Source organism: Kaistella jeonii (assembly GCF_000812865.1).
Lineage (GTDB): Bacteria > Bacteroidota > Bacteroidia > Flavobacteriales > Weeksellaceae > Kaistella > Kaistella jeonii.
The window spans coordinates 57516-76024 of record NZ_JSYL01000003.1 but is presented as its reverse complement, the minus strand read 5'-3'; the positions used below and the strand labels follow the sequence as shown (position 1 = coordinate 76024).

22 protein-coding genes are annotated in these 18509 nt (G+C 33.9%); 18 read left to right on the top strand and 4 right to left on the bottom strand.

All coding sequences use genetic code 11. The annotated features are described in order from the left end of the window. Nucleotides 1-108: 108 nt before the first annotated feature. The 14 genes from lysA to OA86_RS06720 all read left to right on the top strand — a co-directional run bounded on the left by lysA (nt 109) and on the right by OA86_RS06720 (nt 12447). Complete coding sequence (gene lysA / locus OA86_RS06785) at nt 109-1308, top strand: diaminopimelate decarboxylase (RefSeq protein ID WP_039350828.1); 1200 nt, start codon at nt 109-111, stop codon at nt 1306-1308. Between the two features lies 1 nt (nt 1309). Continuing rightward, nucleotides 1310-1726, top strand: a complete 417-nt coding sequence (locus OA86_RS06780; protein WP_039350827.1) for an energy transducer TonB — start codon at nt 1310-1312, stop codon at nt 1724-1726. A 63-nt stretch (nt 1727-1789) separates the two neighbouring features. Then, nucleotides 1790-2272 carry a hypothetical protein gene (locus tag OA86_RS06775; RefSeq protein WP_039350826.1) on the top strand — a complete coding sequence of 161 codons (483 nt, stop codon included), beginning with the start codon at nt 1790-1792 and terminating at the stop codon, nt 2270-2272. Between the two features lie 62 nt (nt 2273-2334). Next, entirely contained in the window at nt 2335-3045 is a 711-nt protein-coding gene (locus tag OA86_RS06770; protein ID WP_039350825.1) for an energy transducer TonB, read from the top strand. Between the two features lie 22 nt (nt 3046-3067). Then, entirely contained in the window at nt 3068-3793 is a 726-nt protein-coding gene (locus tag OA86_RS06765) for an energy transducer TonB (protein ID WP_039350824.1), read from the top strand. Nucleotides 3794-3804: 11 nt separating this feature from the next. Beyond that, nucleotides 3805-4551 carry a TonB C-terminal domain-containing protein gene (locus OA86_RS06760; protein ID WP_039350822.1) on the top strand — a complete coding sequence of 249 codons (747 nt, stop codon included), beginning with the start codon at nt 3805-3807 and terminating at the stop codon, nt 4549-4551. Nucleotides 4552-4655: 104 nt separating this feature from the next. After that, the gene (gene miaB, locus OA86_RS06755; RefSeq protein WP_039351251.1) at nt 4656-6089 is read left to right on the top strand and encodes a tRNA (N6-isopentenyl adenosine(37)-C2)-methylthiotransferase MiaB; all 1434 of its coding nucleotides are present in this window, start codon (nt 4656-4658) and stop codon (nt 6087-6089) included. A 149-nt stretch (nt 6090-6238) separates the two neighbouring features. Then, the gene (locus tag OA86_RS06750) at nt 6239-7018 is read left to right on the top strand and encodes a Fic family protein (protein ID WP_039350820.1); all 780 of its coding nucleotides are present in this window, start codon (nt 6239-6241) and stop codon (nt 7016-7018) included. Then, on the top strand, nt 7015-7524 hold the full coding sequence (locus tag OA86_RS06745) for a hypothetical protein (protein WP_039350817.1): 510 nt from the start codon (nt 7015-7017) through the stop codon (nt 7522-7524). Before OA86_RS06750 ends, OA86_RS06745 begins: the two co-directional genes overlap by 4 nt. Next, nucleotides 7496-8293 (top strand): tetratricopeptide repeat protein, encoded by a 798-nt coding sequence (locus tag OA86_RS06740; RefSeq protein WP_039350815.1) that lies wholly within the window; start codon nt 7496-7498, stop codon nt 8291-8293. Before OA86_RS06745 ends, OA86_RS06740 begins: the two co-directional genes overlap by 29 nt. Nucleotides 8294-8325: 32 nt before the next feature. Further along, entirely contained in the window at nt 8326-9594 is a 1269-nt protein-coding gene (locus OA86_RS06735; protein ID WP_039350813.1) for a sigma-54 interaction domain-containing protein, read from the top strand. Between the two features lies 1 nt (nt 9595). Continuing rightward, nucleotides 9596-10288, top strand: a complete 693-nt coding sequence (locus tag OA86_RS06730; protein WP_039350811.1) for a hypothetical protein — start codon at nt 9596-9598, stop codon at nt 10286-10288. Between the two features lies 1 nt (nt 10289). Continuing rightward, nucleotides 10290-10805 (top strand): LptE family protein, encoded by a 516-nt coding sequence (locus OA86_RS06725; RefSeq protein WP_039350808.1) that lies wholly within the window; start codon nt 10290-10292, stop codon nt 10803-10805. A gap of 1 nt (nt 10806) precedes the next feature. Then, on the top strand, nt 10807-12447 hold the full coding sequence (locus OA86_RS06720; protein ID WP_039350805.1) for a DUF8458 domain-containing protein: 1641 nt from the start codon (nt 10807-10809) through the stop codon (nt 12445-12447). 30 nt (nt 12448-12477) lie between these two features. On the opposite strand, the gene OA86_RS06715 is transcribed toward OA86_RS06720, so the two are convergent. From OA86_RS06715 to OA86_RS06700, 4 genes are all read right to left on the bottom strand, one after another. Next, nucleotides 12478-13125 carry a DUF4126 domain-containing protein gene (locus OA86_RS06715; protein WP_039350802.1) on the bottom strand — a complete coding sequence of 216 codons (648 nt, stop codon included), beginning with the start codon at nt 13123-13125 and terminating at the stop codon, nt 12478-12480. A 63-nt stretch (nt 13126-13188) separates the two neighbouring features. Continuing rightward, nucleotides 13189-13569, bottom strand: coding sequence for a ribonuclease P protein component (gene rnpA / locus OA86_RS06710; protein ID WP_039350799.1), 381 nt, complete (start codon nt 13567-13569; stop codon nt 13189-13191). After that, nucleotides 13562-14290, bottom strand: coding sequence for a tRNA threonylcarbamoyladenosine dehydratase (locus OA86_RS06705; RefSeq protein WP_039350796.1), 729 nt, complete (start codon nt 14288-14290; stop codon nt 13562-13564). The genes rnpA and OA86_RS06705 overlap by 8 nt, the downstream gene beginning before the upstream one ends. 2 nt (nt 14291-14292) lie before the next feature. Next, nucleotides 14293-14922 (bottom strand): TatD family hydrolase, encoded by a 630-nt coding sequence (locus OA86_RS06700; protein ID WP_039350792.1) that lies wholly within the window; start codon nt 14920-14922, stop codon nt 14293-14295. 90 nt (nt 14923-15012) lie between these two features. Here OA86_RS06700 and OA86_RS06695 point away from each other — a divergent pair, with 90 nt between their 5' ends. The 4 genes from OA86_RS06695 (at nt 15013) to coaBC (ending at nt 18487) form a co-directional block, all read left to right on the top strand. After that, nucleotides 15013-15639, top strand: coding sequence for a TetR/AcrR family transcriptional regulator (locus OA86_RS06695; RefSeq protein WP_039350788.1), 627 nt, complete (start codon nt 15013-15015; stop codon nt 15637-15639). A gap of 147 nt (nt 15640-15786) precedes the next feature. Beyond that, nucleotides 15787-16761, top strand: coding sequence for an outer membrane protein assembly factor BamD (locus OA86_RS06690; protein WP_039350785.1), 975 nt, complete (start codon nt 15787-15789; stop codon nt 16759-16761). Between the two features lie 42 nt (nt 16762-16803). Further along, on the top strand, nt 16804-17127 hold the full coding sequence (locus OA86_RS06685; RefSeq protein ID WP_039350782.1) for a DNA-directed RNA polymerase subunit omega: 324 nt from the start codon (nt 16804-16806) through the stop codon (nt 17125-17127). 154 nt (nt 17128-17281) lie between these two features. Then, complete coding sequence (gene coaBC, locus OA86_RS06680; protein WP_039350779.1) at nt 17282-18487, top strand: bifunctional phosphopantothenoylcysteine decarboxylase/phosphopantothenate--cysteine ligase CoaBC; 1206 nt, start codon at nt 17282-17284, stop codon at nt 18485-18487. The last annotated feature ends 22 nt before the right edge of the window (nt 18488-18509 follow it).

The following is an 18509-nucleotide window of genomic DNA, read 5'->3' as shown; positions in this document are numbered from 1 at the left end:
TTTCTCTAAGGATAATTTCGTGGATTAAGAGCTGTAATTTTAGATAATCAAATAATTAAGCATGCTCTTTCCGAGTGTGCTTTTTTTAATTTTAAAATAAATAATAAGATGACCGATAAAGATTTACTGAAAATTGCCCAACAATTTGGCACTCCAACTTATGTTTACGATGCTGAGTCGATTAAAACGCAGTACGAAAAACTTACTTCTTCATTTCATAAAAGCACTCGTTTTTTTTATGCATGTAAAGCACTTTCCAACATCAATATTTTAAAATTTGTAAATCAATTGGGCGGAAGTTTAGATTGCGTTTCCATTAATGAAGTAAAACTGGGAATTAAAGCAGGTTTTGAATCAAAAAGAATCCTTTTCACCCCAAATTGTGTTGATCTGGCCGAAATTGAAGAAGCAATGTCTTTAAAAGTTCATATCAATATTGATAACATTTCGATCCTGGAACAGTTTGGAAATAAGTACGGAAATTCTTATCCGATTTTCGTCAGAATTAATCCCCACATTTTTGCAGGCGGAAATTATAAGATCTCAACCGGTCATATCGATTCTAAATTTGGAATTTCTATTCACCAGCTTCGTCACATCGAACGTGTGATGAATTCAACCAACATCAATGTTGAAGGTCTTCACATGCATACCGGAAGTGAAATTAAAGATCCCGATGTTTTTCTGCAAGGATTAGATATCATGTTTGAACTGGCCGAAAAATTTCCAAATTTGAAATATCTGGATATGGGAAGTGGTTTCAAAGTTCCTTACCAGGACGGCGATCTGGAAACCGATGTGAAAGTTTTGGGTAAAAAAGTAGAGAAAGCCGTTGCAGAATTTTCTAAAATTTCTGGGAAAAAGTTTGAACTCTGGTTTGAACCGGGTAAGTTTTTAGTCAGTAAAAGCGGTCATCTTCTTGTAAAAACAAATGTCATCAAACACACGACAGCAACAACTTTCGCCGGAATTAATTCGGGTTTTAATCATTTAATCCGACCGATGTTTTACGATTCTTATCACATCATAGAAAATCTTTCGAATCCAAAAGGAAACGAAAGAATCTACACTGTTGTGGGAAACATCTGTGAAACAGACACTTTTGCGTGGGACAGAAAATTAAATGAAATTCATGAAGGCGATATTTTAGTATTCCGGAATGCAGGAGCTTATGGTTATGAAATGAGTTCAAACTTTAATTCAAGATTAAAACCTGCAGAAGTTCTGTTTATCGACGGAAAAGCGCATCTGATAAGAATACGCGATGTGTTTGAAGATTTGCTGAGAAACCAAATTGAAGTGTTGTAAAATGATCAGGAAATTATTATACTTATTCCTAATTATTTCTGCTTTTGCATCTGGTCAAACAGAAAGTAAAAAGGAACAGCCCAAAATGATCTACACCGAGAAAGCCAAATTTCCCGGTGGTGAAGAAGCTTTTCGGGCAGAATTTCATAAAATGGTAAACGGTTACATCGATTTGCGCCAATATGCCGTGAACGGAACTTTTTATTTTACCTTTAATATTGATGTTAATGGAAAAATTAAAAATCTCAACATTGTTCCCAAAGTTAAAAATAGTGATATGTTCATTGAAGATATGATGTTTGCGATGAAGAAAATAAAAACCAAATGGAAACCGGCGTTGCAAAATGATCAACCTGTAGAATCCAGATATGTTTTAAGTGTGAATTTCACTACTGATCATTTTGATCATGGTGATTAAAAAGACCTAAAAACCTTTCTTTTAGATTCAAAAATTTAGTAACTTTATTGAAAATTCAGTATAATGAAAAAGATATTTTTATTTTTAATCTTTGCTTTCACTTTTAGCAATGCACAATATTTAATTGAAGATAACGACATTACAGACAATACGAAAGAAGTCGGCAAACAATCAGTTTCCTATGATTTAAATAATCCTCTGGAATTCTACCGTTTGAAATGTGATAATGCAGTCTACGCACAATTTCCAGGGGGAGAAAATGCTTTCAAGCAAAAACTTTTCCTGAACATGAAAAGTGATCTTGACAACAGCTTTTATTCGGTCAACGGAACTTTTGAATTGATCATTTCCATTAATAAAACTGGGAACATGCAAGGTTTTAACCTCAATCCCGAAGTACAAAACAGCAATTTATTGAAACGCGATCTGGAACTGGCTTTGCGGAAAATGAATCCCAAATTTACGCCTGCAACTTGCGACGGAGTTCCCATAGAATCAAAAATTAGGCAGAAAATTAATTTCCGAACCGACAATTTTGATATTTAATACTCATAAAACTAAAACTTTGTAAAATCTACAAAGTTTTTTTTATATTTAGAAAAAAATTGATGCTGAAATTTTCTCTTTTCTTTTCTTTAATCAGTTCTTTCCTTTTTTCGCAGGACATTAGACAAGGTTATCCTCCAAATCAAACGAGTTATATTGGTGGAGACACTCAATTCTACAAAGATTTTCATGAAGTTTTATTAGATAAAAAACTGCAAACTTGCCCGAACAAAGATGAAAACATAAGCTTTCTTCTTGTCGTTTATCCTGATAAAACGATAAAATATGTGAAGCCTGCAGATGCAGAATTTGAAGAATCGAAATGTACTTTCGAACTGACGAAAGAAGTCCTAAAATATCTGGATGGATGGAATCCGGCGGAATTTGACGGAAAAAAAATAGCTGCTACAACTTCTTTCACCATCATTCCCGACGAGCTTTTTGGCGAATTAAAAGAAGGTTATGATCCCATAAAAGATATGGAACTTGCAATGTATGAAGGCGGTATTGAAAATTTCAGGAAGAAAGTCTCACAAAGTATTAATTTAACCAACTATAATTTTAGTGGTATTTTGAGACTTGAAGTTACCTTTGTTATAGAACGCGACGGAAGTATGAGTACCGTACAACTCGCTCATTCATCAGGTCTAAAAGAGTTTGACACCATGATTCTCCGAACAATTTCAAGAATCAAAAACAAATGGACTCCTGCAAAAATACATGGGAAACCGATTCGTTTTAGATTTAGACTCCCTCTTGCGTTTTCAATGTAAAAAAAAGATCAAATCAGTTCCTATGAAAAAACTTTATTTTCTAATTTTCTTTTTCCCTTTAATGATTTCTGCTCAAATACTGGAGTATTTTCCTAATTACCAGGTTCCATATATTGGCGGTTACGAATCATACTACAAAGATTTTCACGATATTATCGTTGCGAAAAATCTAGAACCGTGTTCAAATAAAGAAGAGTTTTATCAGCTTAAACTATTGATTAATGCAAATAAATCGGTGAGTTTTATAAAAGACCACAATGAACAAAATGTTGCGAAAAATAAATGTGCTTACACTCTTGCGAGAGAAGTTGCGCAGTCTCAGAAAAACTGGAATGCTGCAATTGTTGATGGATTTCCAAAAGCTGCGGTTGCTACCTTTCTAATTTTTCCCGCAGATCTTTTTGAAAATTATCAAGACGGATATCTTCCTAAATTTTCGTACCCAACTTATGGAAATTACAAAAATAATGGCGTCGAAGAATTTAGAAAAGGAATTGTAAACCGAATTGATGTGAGAGGTTTCGACTGGAATGACCGCTTCAATATTATTGCAGAGTTTATTATTACCAAAGAAGGAAAAATTGAAAATATTGTAATGATCAAATCATCTTCTATGATAGAATTTGACAAACGAATCGTTTATGGAATTCAAAGTACAAAAAAGATGTGGAAACCTGCAACTGTCAATGGAAAACCAGTCGATTATCGATACCGGTTAACTTTAAATGCAGTGACTGATCCATTGTAAAAATTTTAAATATGAAGAAATTTTATTTATTAATTATTTTACTAATGATTTCGGGGAGTTTAAAATCTCAGAATAAATCTCTTTTTTTTCCTAGAGATCAACATTGCTATTTAGGTGGTTTTTCAGAGTTTTATAAAGATTTTCATAAAATTTTAATTGAAAAAAAAATAAAACCCTGTGAAAATAAAAAAGAATTTTTCACAGCATTAGTTTTAATCAAACCAGATAATTCAATAGAAGTTTTAGATAGTGAAAGTGCCGTAAATAACAAATGTTCTTTTGAAATTGCAAAAGAGGTGATGAGAAATATGAATAAATGGATTACTGCTAAAATTGATGGTCAAGAAAAACCTACAATAGCAAGGATTATGTTTTACATGGATGATCTTTTTGAAAATTATAAAGAAGGATACACTGTTAGTAAAAACATTAACGACTCCTATTATGGAAAAGATTTTCCAGGCGGAATGAATTCATTTCGAAAAGAAGTTTTACGCAGAACAGATACTTCAAATTTTTATTTTAGAGGAAAAGGAATACTGAAAGCAGAAACTACATTTACGATCAATGAAAAGGGAGAATTAGAAGATTTAGCAATAACAAAAAGCTCAGGATTAAAAGAATTCGATGATATGCTTTTGGAGTCTATTCGAAAAACAATTAAGAAAGACATTTGGACTCCCGCGAAATTGCATGATATTAAAATTAAAAGCAGATTTAGACTTCCTTTTTCCGTTGATGTAGATAGAACTGATTAATTTCCTTTATTTAAAAAATACTGCCATTCTGTCATATAAATTCTTATCTTTGCACTCCCATTTTGAATTTAAAATTTAAAATTCAAAATCTAAAACTTATCGACGTGCAAGAGAAATATATAGACGAAAACAAACAAGGCGAAGCAATCGCAACCGCTGAAAGACCAGATAACTCCAAGAAACTTTTTTTGGAAAGTTACGGTTGTCAAATGAACTTTTCAGATTCTGAAATCGTTGCTTCAATTTTGAATGAGCAAGGTTACAACACTACCCAAAATGTAGAAGAAGCAGATTTAATTTTGCTGAACACGTGCTCAATCCGGGAAAAAGCGGAACAAACGGTGAGAATGCGACTTTCTCAATTCAAAAATTTAAAGAAAGACAAACCAAGCTTAACCGTGGGTGTTTTGGGTTGTATGGCGGAACGTTTGAAAACTAAATTTTTAGAGGAAGAACAACTCGTGGATTTGGTAGTTGGTCCCGATGCTTACAGAGATTTACCCAATTTATTAAAAGAAACTGACGACGGAAGAGATGCCATCAACGTGATTCTTTCAAAAGAGGAAACGTATGCAGATATTAATCCGGTTCGTTTAGGCGGAAACGGTGTTACGGCTTTCGTTACGATCACCCGTGGTTGCGATAATATGTGTACTTTTTGCGTAGTTCCTTTTACGCGTGGTCGCGAGAGAAGTCGAGATCCACATTCTATTATTGAGGAATGCAAAAATCTATGGGAAAGTGGCTATAAAGAGATTACGCTTCTTGGTCAAAACGTAGATTCTTATCTTTGGTATGGAGGTGGCCCGAAAAAAGATTTCAAAAACGCTACTGAAATGCAACGACTTACCGCGATTACTTTTTCACAGCTTCTCGATATGGTTGCGGTTGCAGTTCCAAAAATGCGAATTCGTTTTTCTACGAATAATCCGCACGAAATGACTGAAGAAGTTTTCCGCATGATTGCAAAACACGAAAATATTTGCAATTACGTGCATCTTCCGGTACAAAGTGGAAGTGATGCAATGCTGGTGAAAATGAACCGTCAACATACGCGACAGGAATATTTAGATTTAATTAAAAAAGGAAAAGAAATTGTTCCCGAAATTTCATTTTCACAAGATATGATTATCGGTTTCTGTGGCGAAACGGAAGAAGATCATCAGCAAACTTTAAGCTTAATGCGTGAAGTTGAATACGATTACGGTTATATGTTTTCCTATTCTGAACGACCGGGAACGCCGGCTCATAAAAAGATGGAAGACGACATTCCGGCTGATGTAAAACAGAGAAGATTAGCAGAAGTGATCGCTTTACAAGGTGAACTTTCCCGAAAAAGAATGATGGGTTATGTTGGTAGAAATCACGAGGTTTTAATTGAAGGAACCTCCAGAAAAAATGAAAACCAATGGAAAGGAAGAAATTCCCAGAATGCAGTTTGCGTTTTCGATAAATTAGAAGGTCAGAAATTGGGCGACATTGTGACTATTTTTGTTCACGGAAACACACAGGGAACACTTTTGGGGGAGACTGTTTAAAATTTTTTTGGGCAGACAATTCCGCCTTCCACTCCCGCTTTTTTTATTATTGTCTTCGACTCCGCTCAGACAACAATAAAAAAGAGCCCCGTTCAAGTCGGGCTGCAATGTGAGCGATAAACAAAAGTATTTTTGATAGAAAATTTAGAATGATCAACTTCAAAACCATAAAATCTGAACTGTTTCCCGAGTACCTTCTGGAAACAAAAGGTGGTTTCGATAGATTTAGTTTATTAAAAGACGCAGAAATTTCTACAGAAAACTTTAGCTTTTACACCTCCGTTTCTTCTGTTTACTCAAGTAAAATCGAGGGTGTAGAAATTGATTTAGACAGTTATATAAAACATAAAAATCTGGGGATTGAATTTAAGCCAGATTACACTAAAAAAATTGATGACTTATATAAAGCATATACTTGTGCAAAAGAAAATAATTTATCCCAAGAAAATTTACTGATCGCACACCAAATTTTGACCGAAAATATTTTAAAACCATATCTTCAAGGAGTCTACCGAAAAACGAAAATGTATGTTTTAACAGATCAGGGACAAATTGAATACGTTGCAACTTCCCCTTTTGAAGTTGAAAATGAAATGGAACAATTTTTCATAGAATTAAATGTTTTGCTTACAGAAAATTTAGAGATCGAAGAAGTTTTTTTTTACGCGTCACTACTTCATTTGGCTTTTGTCAAAATTCATCCGATGAATGATGGCAACGGAAGATTAGCGCGACTTCTAGAGAAATGGTTTATTTCACAGAAGTTAGGTGCGAAAGCCTGGTTTTTACAGAGTGAGAAAATGTACTATCAAAATCATCAGAATTATTACCAAAATATTAGAAAATTAGGATTAGACTACGAAAACTTAAATTTTAATAATTCATTAAATTTCCTTTTAATGCTGCCAAAATCTTTAAATACTAAATGAGGAATTTACTGCTCATCTTATTCATGATTCCTCTACTTGCAAATTGTCAGTCAGAGAAAAATGCTCTATCCAAATATGCAGCAAACGTTGGAGACATTGCTTTTAATGAAGACACTGATCGTTCAAATTTTAAAAGATGTTTGTCAGATGATTTTACCTTTCAATATTACAATGACTTAAAAGGTTTTCAGTATAAAGGCGAAAAAATTGAAATTGAAAGAAAATTAGCAGCACTTAATTTACAAGACGATCGTAACGAAAATGGTTATATTACGATTCGTTTTATCGTTAATTGCGAGGGAAAAACTGGAATGTTTAGAGTTCAGCAGATGAATGAAAACTATCAAAAATTTGCTTTTGACAAAAAGTTCGGTGATCAGCTCTTAAAATTCACTGAAAACCTAGACGGTTGGATTCCTAAAGAATATGAAGGCAGAAAATTAGATTATTACCAATACTTAACCTTTAAAATTGAGAATGGAAAAGTTTCCGAAATACTTCCTTAGCCTTTTTATACTAGTTATCTACACTAATTTGCAGGCACAGGTCAACTGTAATGCAATCGAAGGAGAAAACTGCAAAAAAGCGTGCGAGATTTATAACAATTCTGGTTCGCAAGGATCCAAAAAGTCGCAAGAAAACTTTGATAAAGCAATTGCGTTATGCCCAACTTTCGCCGATGCTTATATGGAAAAATCAGTTCCGTATTTAAAAAGAGGAGATTTTGTCACATGGAAGAAGCTCATTGACAAAGCAGTTGAATTAGATCCAAAAACGCATCTTGGATATCGGGGTTGGTGCAAATTTCAGTTTCTGCGAGATTACAAAGGAGCGATTTCTGATATTGAAGCTTTAGAAAAAATTTATCCAACTGGTTATCTTGGTTATTCTGCAAATGGCGACTACGAATTACACATTGCAAAAGCAATTTGCTATTCGGCTTTAGGACAAAAAGAAAAAGCAATTTCTATATTCGAAAAACAATTGGTGAAGGAAGACCACAATGTTGGTTTCTACGATTATTACCAGCTTGGCGTAACCTATTTTGAACTAGGAAAATATGATAAAGCTTTAGAAAATTTCGAAAAACAAAGTAAGTATAATAATTTTGCTGAAAATATATATTATAAAAGCAAAGTTGCAAAGATTAGAAATAAGGATTATTTAGATTTAAAAAAATTAGCTTTAAAAAGCTATGATGAGGGTAAAAACATGACAGACGGTTACACCCATCATTTCAACAAAGTTTACAGAACACAAATTGAACAACTGTAAATTTTATTCTTACTAATCTAAAAATAAAAAAAATGACAGACTTACAATCTATAAAAACACGTTTCGGCATTATCGGAAATTATCCGGTGCTTAATCGTGCGCTGCAAAAAGCAATTCAGGTTGCACCAACCGATATCTCTGTTTTGGTAATGGGCGAAAGTGGTGTTGGAAAAGAATTTATTCCTAAAATAATCCACGCAGAATCCCGCAGAAAACATCAACCTTACATCGTCGTAAACTGTGGCGCAATCCCAGAAGGAACAATTGATTCCGAACTTTTTGGCCATGAAAAAGGCGCATTTACAGGCGCAACTTCTACCAGAAAAGGGTATTTTGAAGTTGCAGATGGTGGAACTATATTTTTAGATGAAGTTGGTGAATTGCCTGTACAAACGCAGGTTCGTTTGCTTCGTGTTTTAGAAAGTGGCGAGTTTATGAAAGTAGGTTCTTCTCAAATTCAAAAAACAAATGTGAGAATCGTTGCAGCAACAAATGTCAATATGTTGAATGCGATTAATGATGGAAGATTTCGCGAAGATCTATATTACCGTTTGAACACCGTGCAAATTGACATGCCTACTTTAAGAGAGCGAAAAGGTGATATTCACTTGCTTTTTAGAAAATTTGCAATCGATTTTGCTGAAAAATACAGAATGCCAGAATTGGTTCTTACCCAAGATGCCGTCAATTATTTAGAAAATTATCCTTTCCCCGGAAATATTCGTCAGTTACGAAATTTAGTAGAGCAAATGACCGTGGTTGAACAGGAACGAATGGTAAATTCTACAAAATTAAGTGAATACATTCCTATGCAGTCGCAACTTCCGGCGGTTATCAAAAAAGGAGGCGGCATTTCTTCAAATGAATTTAATTCTGAGAGAGACATTATGTACAAAATCCTCTTCGACATGAGAAATGACCTTAATGATTTAAAATCCTTAACTTCGGAACTCATAAAAAACCGGGAAAATAGCGATTTCAGTAATCAGGAAAAAAATCTCATCAACAGAGTTTTCACGCCAGAAGCTCAAAATCAAAATGCCAATTCTTTGCTGTTTTTTGAAAATGGAAATCAAAACTCGACCATCATTTCTAATCAAAATGAGGAGTATGAAGATGTAGAAGATATTGAAATTGAGGAAACAAAACCTGATTCTTTATCGCTTCAAAACAACGAAAGAGAATTGATTGTGAAAGCATTAGACAAACACAAAGGCAGAAGAAATAAAGCCGCCGATGAACTTGGTATTTCGCAAAGAACACTGTACAGAAAAATAAAACAATATAACTTAGAAGACTAACATGGAAACAAAACTAAACCTAAAACCAATCGACTTTAAATTTAGCCAGTACCTCAGTCAGGGCTTTGAAATTTTAAAGAAAGACTTCGGAAAATTCTTCGTTGGCTTTTTATTCACCATTATCATGTCGATCATTCCTTTTTGCGGTTTGATGGCATTGGGTAATTTTTATAAATTTAGCCGTAAAGTGTTCAAAGGCGAACCTGCAGAAGCCTCGGAAATTTTTAATTTCGACGATTTTATGCCCTATTTTATTTTACAGTTGATCATTATCGGTGCAATACTCGTTTTAGAAATTCCGATTATTATTGTCAGTGTTTTTGGGAGCCAATTAGGAGATTCATTCAGTTCTCTGGGCTTTTTAATTCCGATCTATATGATCGGTTTATTGGTATTTCTTTTTTACTTTCTGATAAAAGGATTTTATATTCCTGCACTTATTTCTGTAGCGAGAGTAAAAGATCTTAAAACGGCGTGGAACATGTCAAAAGAAATGACCACCGGAATCGGCTGGAATATTCTTCTTTTTGTGATCGTCGTGAGTTTTCTGAGTCAGCTCGGTATTATTCTTTGTGGAATTGGTATTTTCCTCACATTGCCGTATAATTATGTGACTCAATTTTTGGCGTACGAAGATGCGATCAATCAAATCACCTATGACGAAATTAAAGAAATAGGTTCAGAACAAATTTAAAATGAAAAGACTTTTTGCTTTTACAATTCTTGCGTTATTTTTATTAAATTCTTGCTATTCATTTACCGGATCATCACTGAGCCCGGAAACAAAGACGATTCAAATAAAAGAATTTCCGAATAATTCTGCTTTAATGAACCCGAATTTAGCGCAACAATTTTCTACGGATATTCAGAACAGATTTCTGCAACGTACGACTTTAAAAGGAGCTACAGAGAAACCCGATATTTTAATCGAAGGTGAAATTACAGATTATACGATTACGCCGACCACGATTTCCACCGCCGTAAATGCTCCGGGAGGAAATATTCAGGCTGCCCAAAATAAATTAACGATCACTGTGAAAGTACATTACGAAAATAAGATCGAGCCTAATAAAAGTTTCGACAGAACATATTCTGATGAAGCCGTTTTCAGCAGCGATCTGGATATTAACACCATCGAAACTTCGCAGGTGAAAGTGGTGAACGAGAGAATCATCAATAAAATTTTTAATGATATTGTAGCCAACTGGTAAAATGAACGCAAGAATTTTAGAATTAATAAAGAACCACGAAATCATCCAAAATCAAGATTTAGATCTGCTAAATTCTGAGATAAAGCAACATCCTTATTTGCAGAATATCAGAGCAATACACTTGTTTGGAACCCACAAATTTGATACTGAAAATTATCAAAAAGAACTTTCGCTAACCGCAGCATACACCACTGATAAAAAAATTCTTTATCAGCTGATCAATAAAAAAACAGATGTAATTTCGGCGCCAGATCATACAGAGAAACCACCAGTTGAGACAAGATCTGTCGAAGAACTTCCTGAACCAAAAATCTATAATGAGGTAATTATTGTTGAAAAACCAACCGCAAAACCTGTTTTTGTTGAAGGCAATTTAAACCGAATTTTATTTGAAGGCGAAGAAGATTTTCTGGAAAGAGAAAACGAAAAAATTGATATTCAATCTACTTTAGAATCTGGAAAAATAGTGACTCAAAGCATTATTAAGGAGGAAGAAAAAAACATTTCAAATCCCATAGATAAACCTGAATTTACGGAAATGGCAGATGCAGAAAGTTTCACACCTGAAACCATCATTAATGAACTTGCAATTTCTAAGGAAAAACCTGTAGTTGAAGATCTGTCTACAATAAGTTTTCATGGTTTGGAAGAATTCCTTCCTGATGTTAAAATAAAGTCCAACAATACTGAAGAGAATTATGTCGCTCCAAAACCACAACTGAGCAAACAGGATTTAGAAATGCAGCGTTTAATTGCTGAAGTGGAAGCAAAAGTGAAAGCTTCAAAAAAAGATAAGGTCTTAGAGATTGAACCGGTTCACAATCATGACCTTAATTTCTCTGAAAATCAAAAATTAGAAGTGGCTCCTGTCAAAAATGAAATTGCTCCGGAAAAATTACTGGAAGTTATTTTGGAAACAAAAACTCAGAATGAAGAGATATCGGAAGAAAAACCTTCAGTAAAAGAAGAAATCAAGGAGAAACGTGTTGCAATAGAAAAATCTGCGTGGAAACCAATGCAGTTTTCGGGCAATACTCCATATTCTTTAATTGATAAAAAACCTGAGGTAAAAACAGAAGAGCAATCTGTTATCATCAAAAATAGTATTGATGATAAAGAACTTTCTGAACCAAAAATTGAATTTAAGCAATTAGAAGAAAGACCGGTTTTAAATGTTTCCTTTTTAACGCAAAAAGTTTCACCGATCGAGTCTCCAAAACTGGAAAAAGCGGAGGAAGCAATTCAGAAAGTTGAAGAAACGGAACCGATCACCGAAAGCAGTAATGTTACCAATTTCATTAATACGTGGCAAACCTGGTTGAAAATTGACCGAGAAGAAGAAATTATCGAAGAAAAATCAGTTATTTCTAAAGTTGAAGTTAAGAATACAGTCATTGAAAAATTCATTGAAAAAGAACCGAAAATTTCTAAACTGAAGGAAGAATCTGATTTTGTCGTGAAAGAAAAAGGAACGAATATTTCACATTTAATGACGGAAACTTTAGCCAATCTTTACGTAGATCAAAAACTCTATGCAAAAGCAATTAAAGCGTACGAAACTTTAGCGACGAAACATCCACACAAAGAAGATCTATTCAAAGAGAAAATTCAGGAGATCAAAGAACTTCGAAAAAATCCATAAAAAAAACGCTCGTTAATGAGCGTTTTTTGTTTATTCTAAATGTTTCCGATCGATCGATTCTACCTGGATCGTTTTGGCGTTTCTATCAGAATTAAAATTCCTGAATTTTCTCCAAAGTTTTCGTCCTAAAACAAACACCGTGATTATCAAAATAATTGCAGCAATAAAAGCAATTACGGGTGCAGCTAGTGCTAAAAATGACATAATTCCGGCGCCTGCAGTTTCAGTGGTTGCGACGACAGAATTTCCAAAACCTCCTGTTGTCGCTGTAGATGCGGCACGAGTTCCTGCAAATCCCGAACTGATCGCCGCGGCTGTTCCTCCGCCCGCAATTAATGCTAAAGCCCATTGTGGAAATGTTCCAATATCTGCAAATTGACTTGCAAACATTACCGAACCTGCAACCGTTGCCAAAGGAATCGAAATGGTATCTAAAAGATGGTCAACAAAGGGAATATAATATGCCAAGATCTCAACGATCATCGCAATTCCGGTTGTAATAAGTGTTGGTAAACCCGACAACCATTGAAAGTTTTCGTTTTGTGGAATCCAGCCCATGTGCGATGCCAAACTTACGGCAAACATCGGTAAGAACACTCTAAAACCTGTTGCTGCAGCTAATCCTATACCGATAAAAGCGCTTATTAAATAAGGTAAATAAGGAATGTGATCTAACATTTGTGACAAGTTTTAAATTATTGTTTTCCAAATCTACAAAAACCGTGATCTGATTCTGAAATTTTATTTCACTGATTCACACAATTTTAAAAAATTTTCTTCTACAATTTTAAAATGAGCTGGCTTTTGAGTAGAAACCCAAAAAAGCATCGATATCGAATTTGTTCCGAACTTTTCAACAAATAGTTCTTTATTCAAACGATAGCATTCACGCAATAATCTTTTAATTCTATTGCGGTGAACTGCTTTTTTAAAATGCCTCTTAGAAACTGAAACTCCCACTTTTTGTCGGTCAAAAGAGAAATCTTCCTGTGGTTTTTTATCTAAATTAAGAGTGATAATTCTTAAATTGTCACAAGTTTTCCACTTGCCTTTTTCAAAAAGCAAAGTAATATCTTTTTTATGTTTCAACTTTTCTTCCTTCGGAAGTTTAAGATCACTCATCTTTTTCAATTATATAATTAATGACTTCTGCAGCCGCGTAAAGCCCGAAAATTGCCGGAATATAACTGATCGTTCCATAGAAAGATCTTTTATAATTCGCGCCATCAGTCATTTCTAAACTTTCTTCACTTTGAATTTCGTTGGAAAAAACACAGCGAATTCCTTTATCGATATTCTCTTTTTTCAGTCGTTTTCGAACTTGTTTTGCCAGAAAACAATTGTAAGTTTTGCTGATATCTCGCACCATCACTTTCGCAGGATCGACTTTTCCACCGGCTCCCATACAACTTACCACTTTTATTTTTCGCCTTCTCGCCATTAGCAGCAACGTAACCTTTGGCGTAACACTATCAATACAGTCTAAAATATAATTAAATTTCTGAGAATCAATAACTTCTTCCATCTTTTCTGGGTTAAGAAATTCGTTGATTTTAAGTAGTTCTAACTTTGGATTGATGTCTAAAAGCCTTTCTGCAACAATTTCTACTTTTGATTTTCCAATCGTGGAATGAAGCGCAGGAAGTTGTCTGTTGATATTCGTAATATCTACAATATCACCATCAACGATCGTCATTTTCCCTACACCCGCTCTTGCCAGAAATTCTGCCGCAAAAGAACCAACTCCACCCAAGCCAACGATGAGCAGATTTGCATTTTGAAGTTTCTCAATGCCGTTTCCTTTTATTAGAAGTTCTGTTCTTTCAAGCCAATTTTTCTGCATTTTTATATTGAAATTTGTATGTTTTGGAGATTTCCTTTCACTATTTGAAGTAAATCTTCTAATTCAAGATTTTTTATTGAAGCCACTTTTCGGTATAATTCTTCGATTTCAAAGTCAGCTGAATCCGTTTCCAGAAACAATTTATCTAATGGAAATTCTCTTAAAAATTCCTGCAAATTTACATTATACAAAACTGATTTTCCAAAACTTAAATAAAACTGATTTCTGAGCAGATCTTCACCAATTGTTTTTCTTTTGTTGAAACCGTGCACGATAATGGGAACTTTCGATATTTTCCTAAAAGGAATTAAGCGAGAGAATCTTCTAACACAATGAATTATTAAAGGTTTTTGAATTTCATTCGCCAGGAAAATCTGCCTTTCAAAAACTACTTCCTGTAGTTTTTCTTCAACTTCGATCAAACCATCTAAACCACACTCTCCAATCGCAACACACTTTTCTGACTTAGAAATTTCTTTTAACCAAAGAAATTGTTCCTCCATATTATTCGAAATTGAATTGGGGTGAATTCCCGCAGAAAAATAATTCTCGGGCAATTCTTCTTTAAATTTCAAATTAAAAATCCCGAATTCATTATTGAAATCGTGGTGGTGAAAATCAAAAAATTGCATTCTCAAAAATACCGAAAAATCTAAACAAGTGATAAAATAGTAACATAAATTGTGTTAAAATTTCATTAACTTTACTCGAAATAAAACACCATGAAGAAGAAATTTTCAGAAAAACAGATCCATATTTTGGATGTGGCTGAGAAATTAATTGCAAAAAAAGGCTTTGAGGGAACTTCAATCCGGGATATTTCTACTGAAGCCAAGATTAATGTTGCAATGATTTCTTACTACTTTGGCTCCAAGGAAAAAATGATGTCTTACCTCTACCGATACAGAGTTCAGAAAACGAGAGAAAGCTTTGCAGAATTTGCTGAAATTATAAAAGAAGGAAAACCAGAAATGCAGATGAAAGAACTGGTGAAATATGTAGTAAATCAATTGTTTAAATATAATTACTTTCATGGTTTCGTAACTCAGGAACTTCGTCATACGGAACATTTAAAAGATGATCTGCTCGAATTTTACACGACTTTTACCACTAAAATAGATGATGTGATTAAAAAAGGGGTTGCCTCTGGAGTTTTCACCAATACCCCAAAACCGGAAGATATTTTGACACTCATCGTGGGATCTTCTCTTTTCGTGATCCGCAACAAAAATTTTTATGAATTGTATGTTTCGGGTAAAGAAGAAAATTATTTAGTAGAGGCTGAAAAAAAGATTCAGGCAAATCTTTTGATCACGGTTTTCTCCGTAATTGGATATCAAGCCTATTAAAAAGCTGTTTTTTTTAAAAATTATGAATATTTACCGTTAAAATATTAGTTAAATAATCATAAAAGAAAATCTATTGATAAAAAAATGATATTTTTGCAAACTTAACCGCAGAAATTATTTAAAATTATTTTCTGCTATAATAGATTTATGAAAAAACATTTGATAGTACTTCTTGCATTTTTCGCAATGTCTGCGTGTAACAGACAGCAAGGCTTAGCGATGAAAAGTGCAGATAAAGATTTTATCTTGAAAGTTGCCAACGAAAAATTCGAAAAGAAAAAGTGGAGCGATGCACTTGCTCTCTATGAAAGATTATCCAATTTGGTCGCAGGAACCGATGATGCGCCAAACGTCGTTTACAATTCTGCGTATGCGAATTATTACGATAAAAATTATAAATTAGCGGGACATCAATTCAAAAATTTCGCGGTAACTTTTCCACAGGATAAGCGAGCGGAAGATGCGTCTTATATGTCTGCTTTATGTTTTTATGAAGGTTCAATGGATTACAATCTCGATCAGACCAACACAGATTTGGCGATCAACGAACTTCAGAATTTCCTAAATAATTATCCGAACTCGGAAAAGTCAAAAAATATTAATGAACTCATTGATGAATTGACTTACAAATTAGAATTCAAAGCGTATGAAAACGCGAAACAATATTATAAAATAGCTGATTACAAAGCTGCTAATGTTGCTTTTGAAAATGTTTTAGATGATTTCCCAAGTACCAAACTTCGTTCGAAAATTTATGACTACATCTTGAAATCAAGATATGAACTGGCTTTAAACTCTGTTTACGATTTGAAAAAAGATAGAATCGAAAACGCTTTATCTTTTACAAAGCAAGTTGAAAGAGAAATGCCAAATACTGAGAATGCAAAAACTGCAGAAGATTTAAAACTAAAATTATCAAAAGCAAAAGAAGATTTCTTGGTGTTAGAAAAAAGAGTTGAAGACCGAAGAAGAGAACTTATGGATAAACAGAAAGTTGAAGAAGTAAGAATAAATGCGGAGAAAGATTTGAAAAACGCAGAAAAAAACAGCGATCAGATCAAAAGAGACAGTGCAGCACTTGCTACTCCTTCTCCTGCTGCGACTTTCCAAATCCAAAAATAACCCGTATATTTGCAAAATTATCAATTTAATAATTCACTGAAAATGAGCGTAAAAGATTCTAAAGCCGAATTAAGTACAATAACTTACGACAAAGATAAAATCGAGGAAAAAGTGGGCTCTATCTATGAAGCCATCGTAATCATGGGGAAAAGAGCGGAGCAGATCAATGCAGAAATTCGCACAGAACTTCATGCAAAATTAGACGAATTTGCAGTGCATAATTCTACTCTAGAAGAAGTTTTTGAAAACAGAGAGCAGATTGAAATCTCTAAACATTATGAAAAACTTCCTAAACCTACTTCCATCGCAATTCGCGAATGGTTAGATGGAGATATTTATTTTAGAAATACCGACGAAAGAAACTAACTTCTGGGTTTTTCCAAATATAATAAAAGTCACAAAAGATTTATGCTTTTGTGACTTTTATTATTTAAAAACTACAGTTTCGATCATTTCACTCTTCCAAATTTCTATTTCTAAAATTTTAAGTAAATTCGTTAAACTATAAACGGTCACTGACATGAACATTCAAGGTAAAAAAATTCTCATCTGTATTTCTGGTGGTATTGCTGCGTATAAAATCACTTACCTTGTACGAAACCTTATTAAAAAAGGAGCGGAAGTTCAAGTTTTAATGACACCTTCAGCTGAAAATTTCGTTTCGAAACTAACGCTTTCTACGCTTTCTAAAAATCCTGTTTTCTCCGATTTTTATTCTGAAAATGGAACCTGGAATAATCATGTGGAATTTGCACTTTGGGCAGATTTGATTTTAGTTGCTCCTTGCACTGCAAATACTCTGGCTAAAATGGTTCATGGAATTTGTGATAATTTGGTTATTGCTACTTATATGTCGGCAAAATGCCCCGTGTTTATTGTTCCTGCGATGGATTTGGATATGTATCAACATCCTTCTACACGACAGAATCTAGAAATGGCAGAAGATTTCGGACATTTTATTATTCCAGCAGAAAATGGTGAATTAGCCAGTGGATTATCCGGAAAAGGTCGAATGGCAGAACCAGAAACCATCGTCGAAAAAATAGAAGATTTTTTTAATTCACAATCTAAATCAAAAACCTGGGTCGGAAAAACAGTGTTGATTACAGCTGGACCAACTTATGAAGCGATTGATCCTGTGCGATTTATCGGAAATCATTCTTCTGGAAAAATGGGTTTTTCGATAGCAGAAGTTGCTGCTAATCGTGGCGCAAAAGTGATTCTAATTTCCGGTCCAAGTTCGCAGACAACCAATCATCAAAATATAAAAGTTCACCGTGTTACTTCTGCAAAAGAAATGTTTGACGAAGTTTTCAAACATTACGAAAATTGCGATGTTGCGATTGCGAGTGCTGCGGTTGCAGATTATGCTCCAAAAAAAATTTCCCAGGAGAAAATCAAAAAAAATGATGATTCTTTAACAATTGAACTCATAAAAAATCCGGATATTCTGAAAACGATGGGCGACAGAAAAACCCATCAATTTCTGGTAGGTTTTGCACTTGAAACTCAAAATGAAGAGGAAAATGCAAAAGGTAAACTAGAGAAAAAGAATCTCGATATGATTGTTTTAAATTCTCTTCGCGATGAAGGAGCAGGATTTAAAAGCGACACCAATAAAATTAAAATTATTACAAAAACCGAAGTGAAAGAATTTACTTTGAAATCAAAAAACGACGTCGCAAAAGACATTTTAAATTTCGTGGAAGAACAGATTTCAAAATAATATCCTTAAATTTCCGTTTTCA

Excerpts from the sequence above, each read along its gene's own strand:
- lysA (WP_039350828.1), top strand. The coding sequence starts at position 109 with ATGACCGATAAAGATTTACTGAAAATTGCCCAACAATTTGGCACTCCA.
- OA86_RS06780 (WP_039350827.1), top strand. The coding sequence starts at position 1,310 with ATGATCAGGAAATTATTATACTTATTCCTAATTATTTCTGCTTTTGCA.
- OA86_RS06775 (WP_039350826.1), top strand. The coding sequence starts at position 1,790 with ATGAAAAAGATATTTTTATTTTTAATCTTTGCTTTCACTTTTAGCAAT.
- OA86_RS06770 (WP_039350825.1), top strand. The coding sequence starts at position 2,335 with ATGCTGAAATTTTCTCTTTTCTTTTCTTTAATCAGTTCTTTCCTTTTT.
- OA86_RS06765 (WP_039350824.1), top strand. The coding sequence starts at position 3,068 with ATGAAAAAACTTTATTTTCTAATTTTCTTTTTCCCTTTAATGATTTCT.
- OA86_RS06760 (WP_039350822.1), top strand. The coding sequence starts at position 3,805 with ATGAAGAAATTTTATTTATTAATTATTTTACTAATGATTTCGGGGAGT.
- OA86_RS06750 (WP_039350820.1), top strand. The coding sequence starts at position 6,239 with ATGATCAACTTCAAAACCATAAAATCTGAACTGTTTCCCGAGTACCTT.
- OA86_RS06745 (WP_039350817.1), top strand. The coding sequence starts at position 7,015 with ATGAGGAATTTACTGCTCATCTTATTCATGATTCCTCTACTTGCAAAT.
- OA86_RS06740 (WP_039350815.1), top strand. The coding sequence starts at position 7,496 with ATGGAAAAGTTTCCGAAATACTTCCTTAGCCTTTTTATACTAGTTATC.
- OA86_RS06735 (WP_039350813.1), top strand. The coding sequence starts at position 8,326 with ATGACAGACTTACAATCTATAAAAACACGTTTCGGCATTATCGGAAAT.
- OA86_RS06730 (WP_039350811.1), top strand. The coding sequence starts at position 9,596 with ATGGAAACAAAACTAAACCTAAAACCAATCGACTTTAAATTTAGCCAG.
- OA86_RS06725 (WP_039350808.1), top strand. The coding sequence starts at position 10,290 with ATGAAAAGACTTTTTGCTTTTACAATTCTTGCGTTATTTTTATTAAAT.
- OA86_RS06720 (WP_039350805.1), top strand. The coding sequence starts at position 10,807 with ATGAACGCAAGAATTTTAGAATTAATAAAGAACCACGAAATCATCCAA.
- OA86_RS06715 (WP_039350802.1), bottom strand. The coding sequence starts at position 13,125 with ATGTTAGATCACATTCCTTATTTACCTTATTTAATAAGCGCTTTTATC.
- rnpA (WP_039350799.1), bottom strand. The coding sequence starts at position 13,569 with ATGAGTGATCTTAAACTTCCGAAGGAAGAAAAGTTGAAACATAAAAAA.
- OA86_RS06705 (WP_039350796.1), bottom strand. The coding sequence starts at position 14,290 with ATGCAGAAAAATTGGCTTGAAAGAACAGAACTTCTAATAAAAGGAAAC.
- OA86_RS06700 (WP_039350792.1), bottom strand. The coding sequence starts at position 14,922 with ATGCAATTTTTTGATTTTCACCACCACGATTTCAATAATGAATTCGGG.
- OA86_RS06695 (WP_039350788.1), top strand. The coding sequence starts at position 15,013 with ATGAAGAAGAAATTTTCAGAAAAACAGATCCATATTTTGGATGTGGCT.
- OA86_RS06690 (WP_039350785.1), top strand. The coding sequence starts at position 15,787 with ATGAAAAAACATTTGATAGTACTTCTTGCATTTTTCGCAATGTCTGCG.
- OA86_RS06685 (WP_039350782.1), top strand. The coding sequence starts at position 16,804 with ATGAGCGTAAAAGATTCTAAAGCCGAATTAAGTACAATAACTTACGAC.
- coaBC (WP_039350779.1), top strand. The coding sequence starts at position 17,282 with ATGAACATTCAAGGTAAAAAAATTCTCATCTGTATTTCTGGTGGTATT.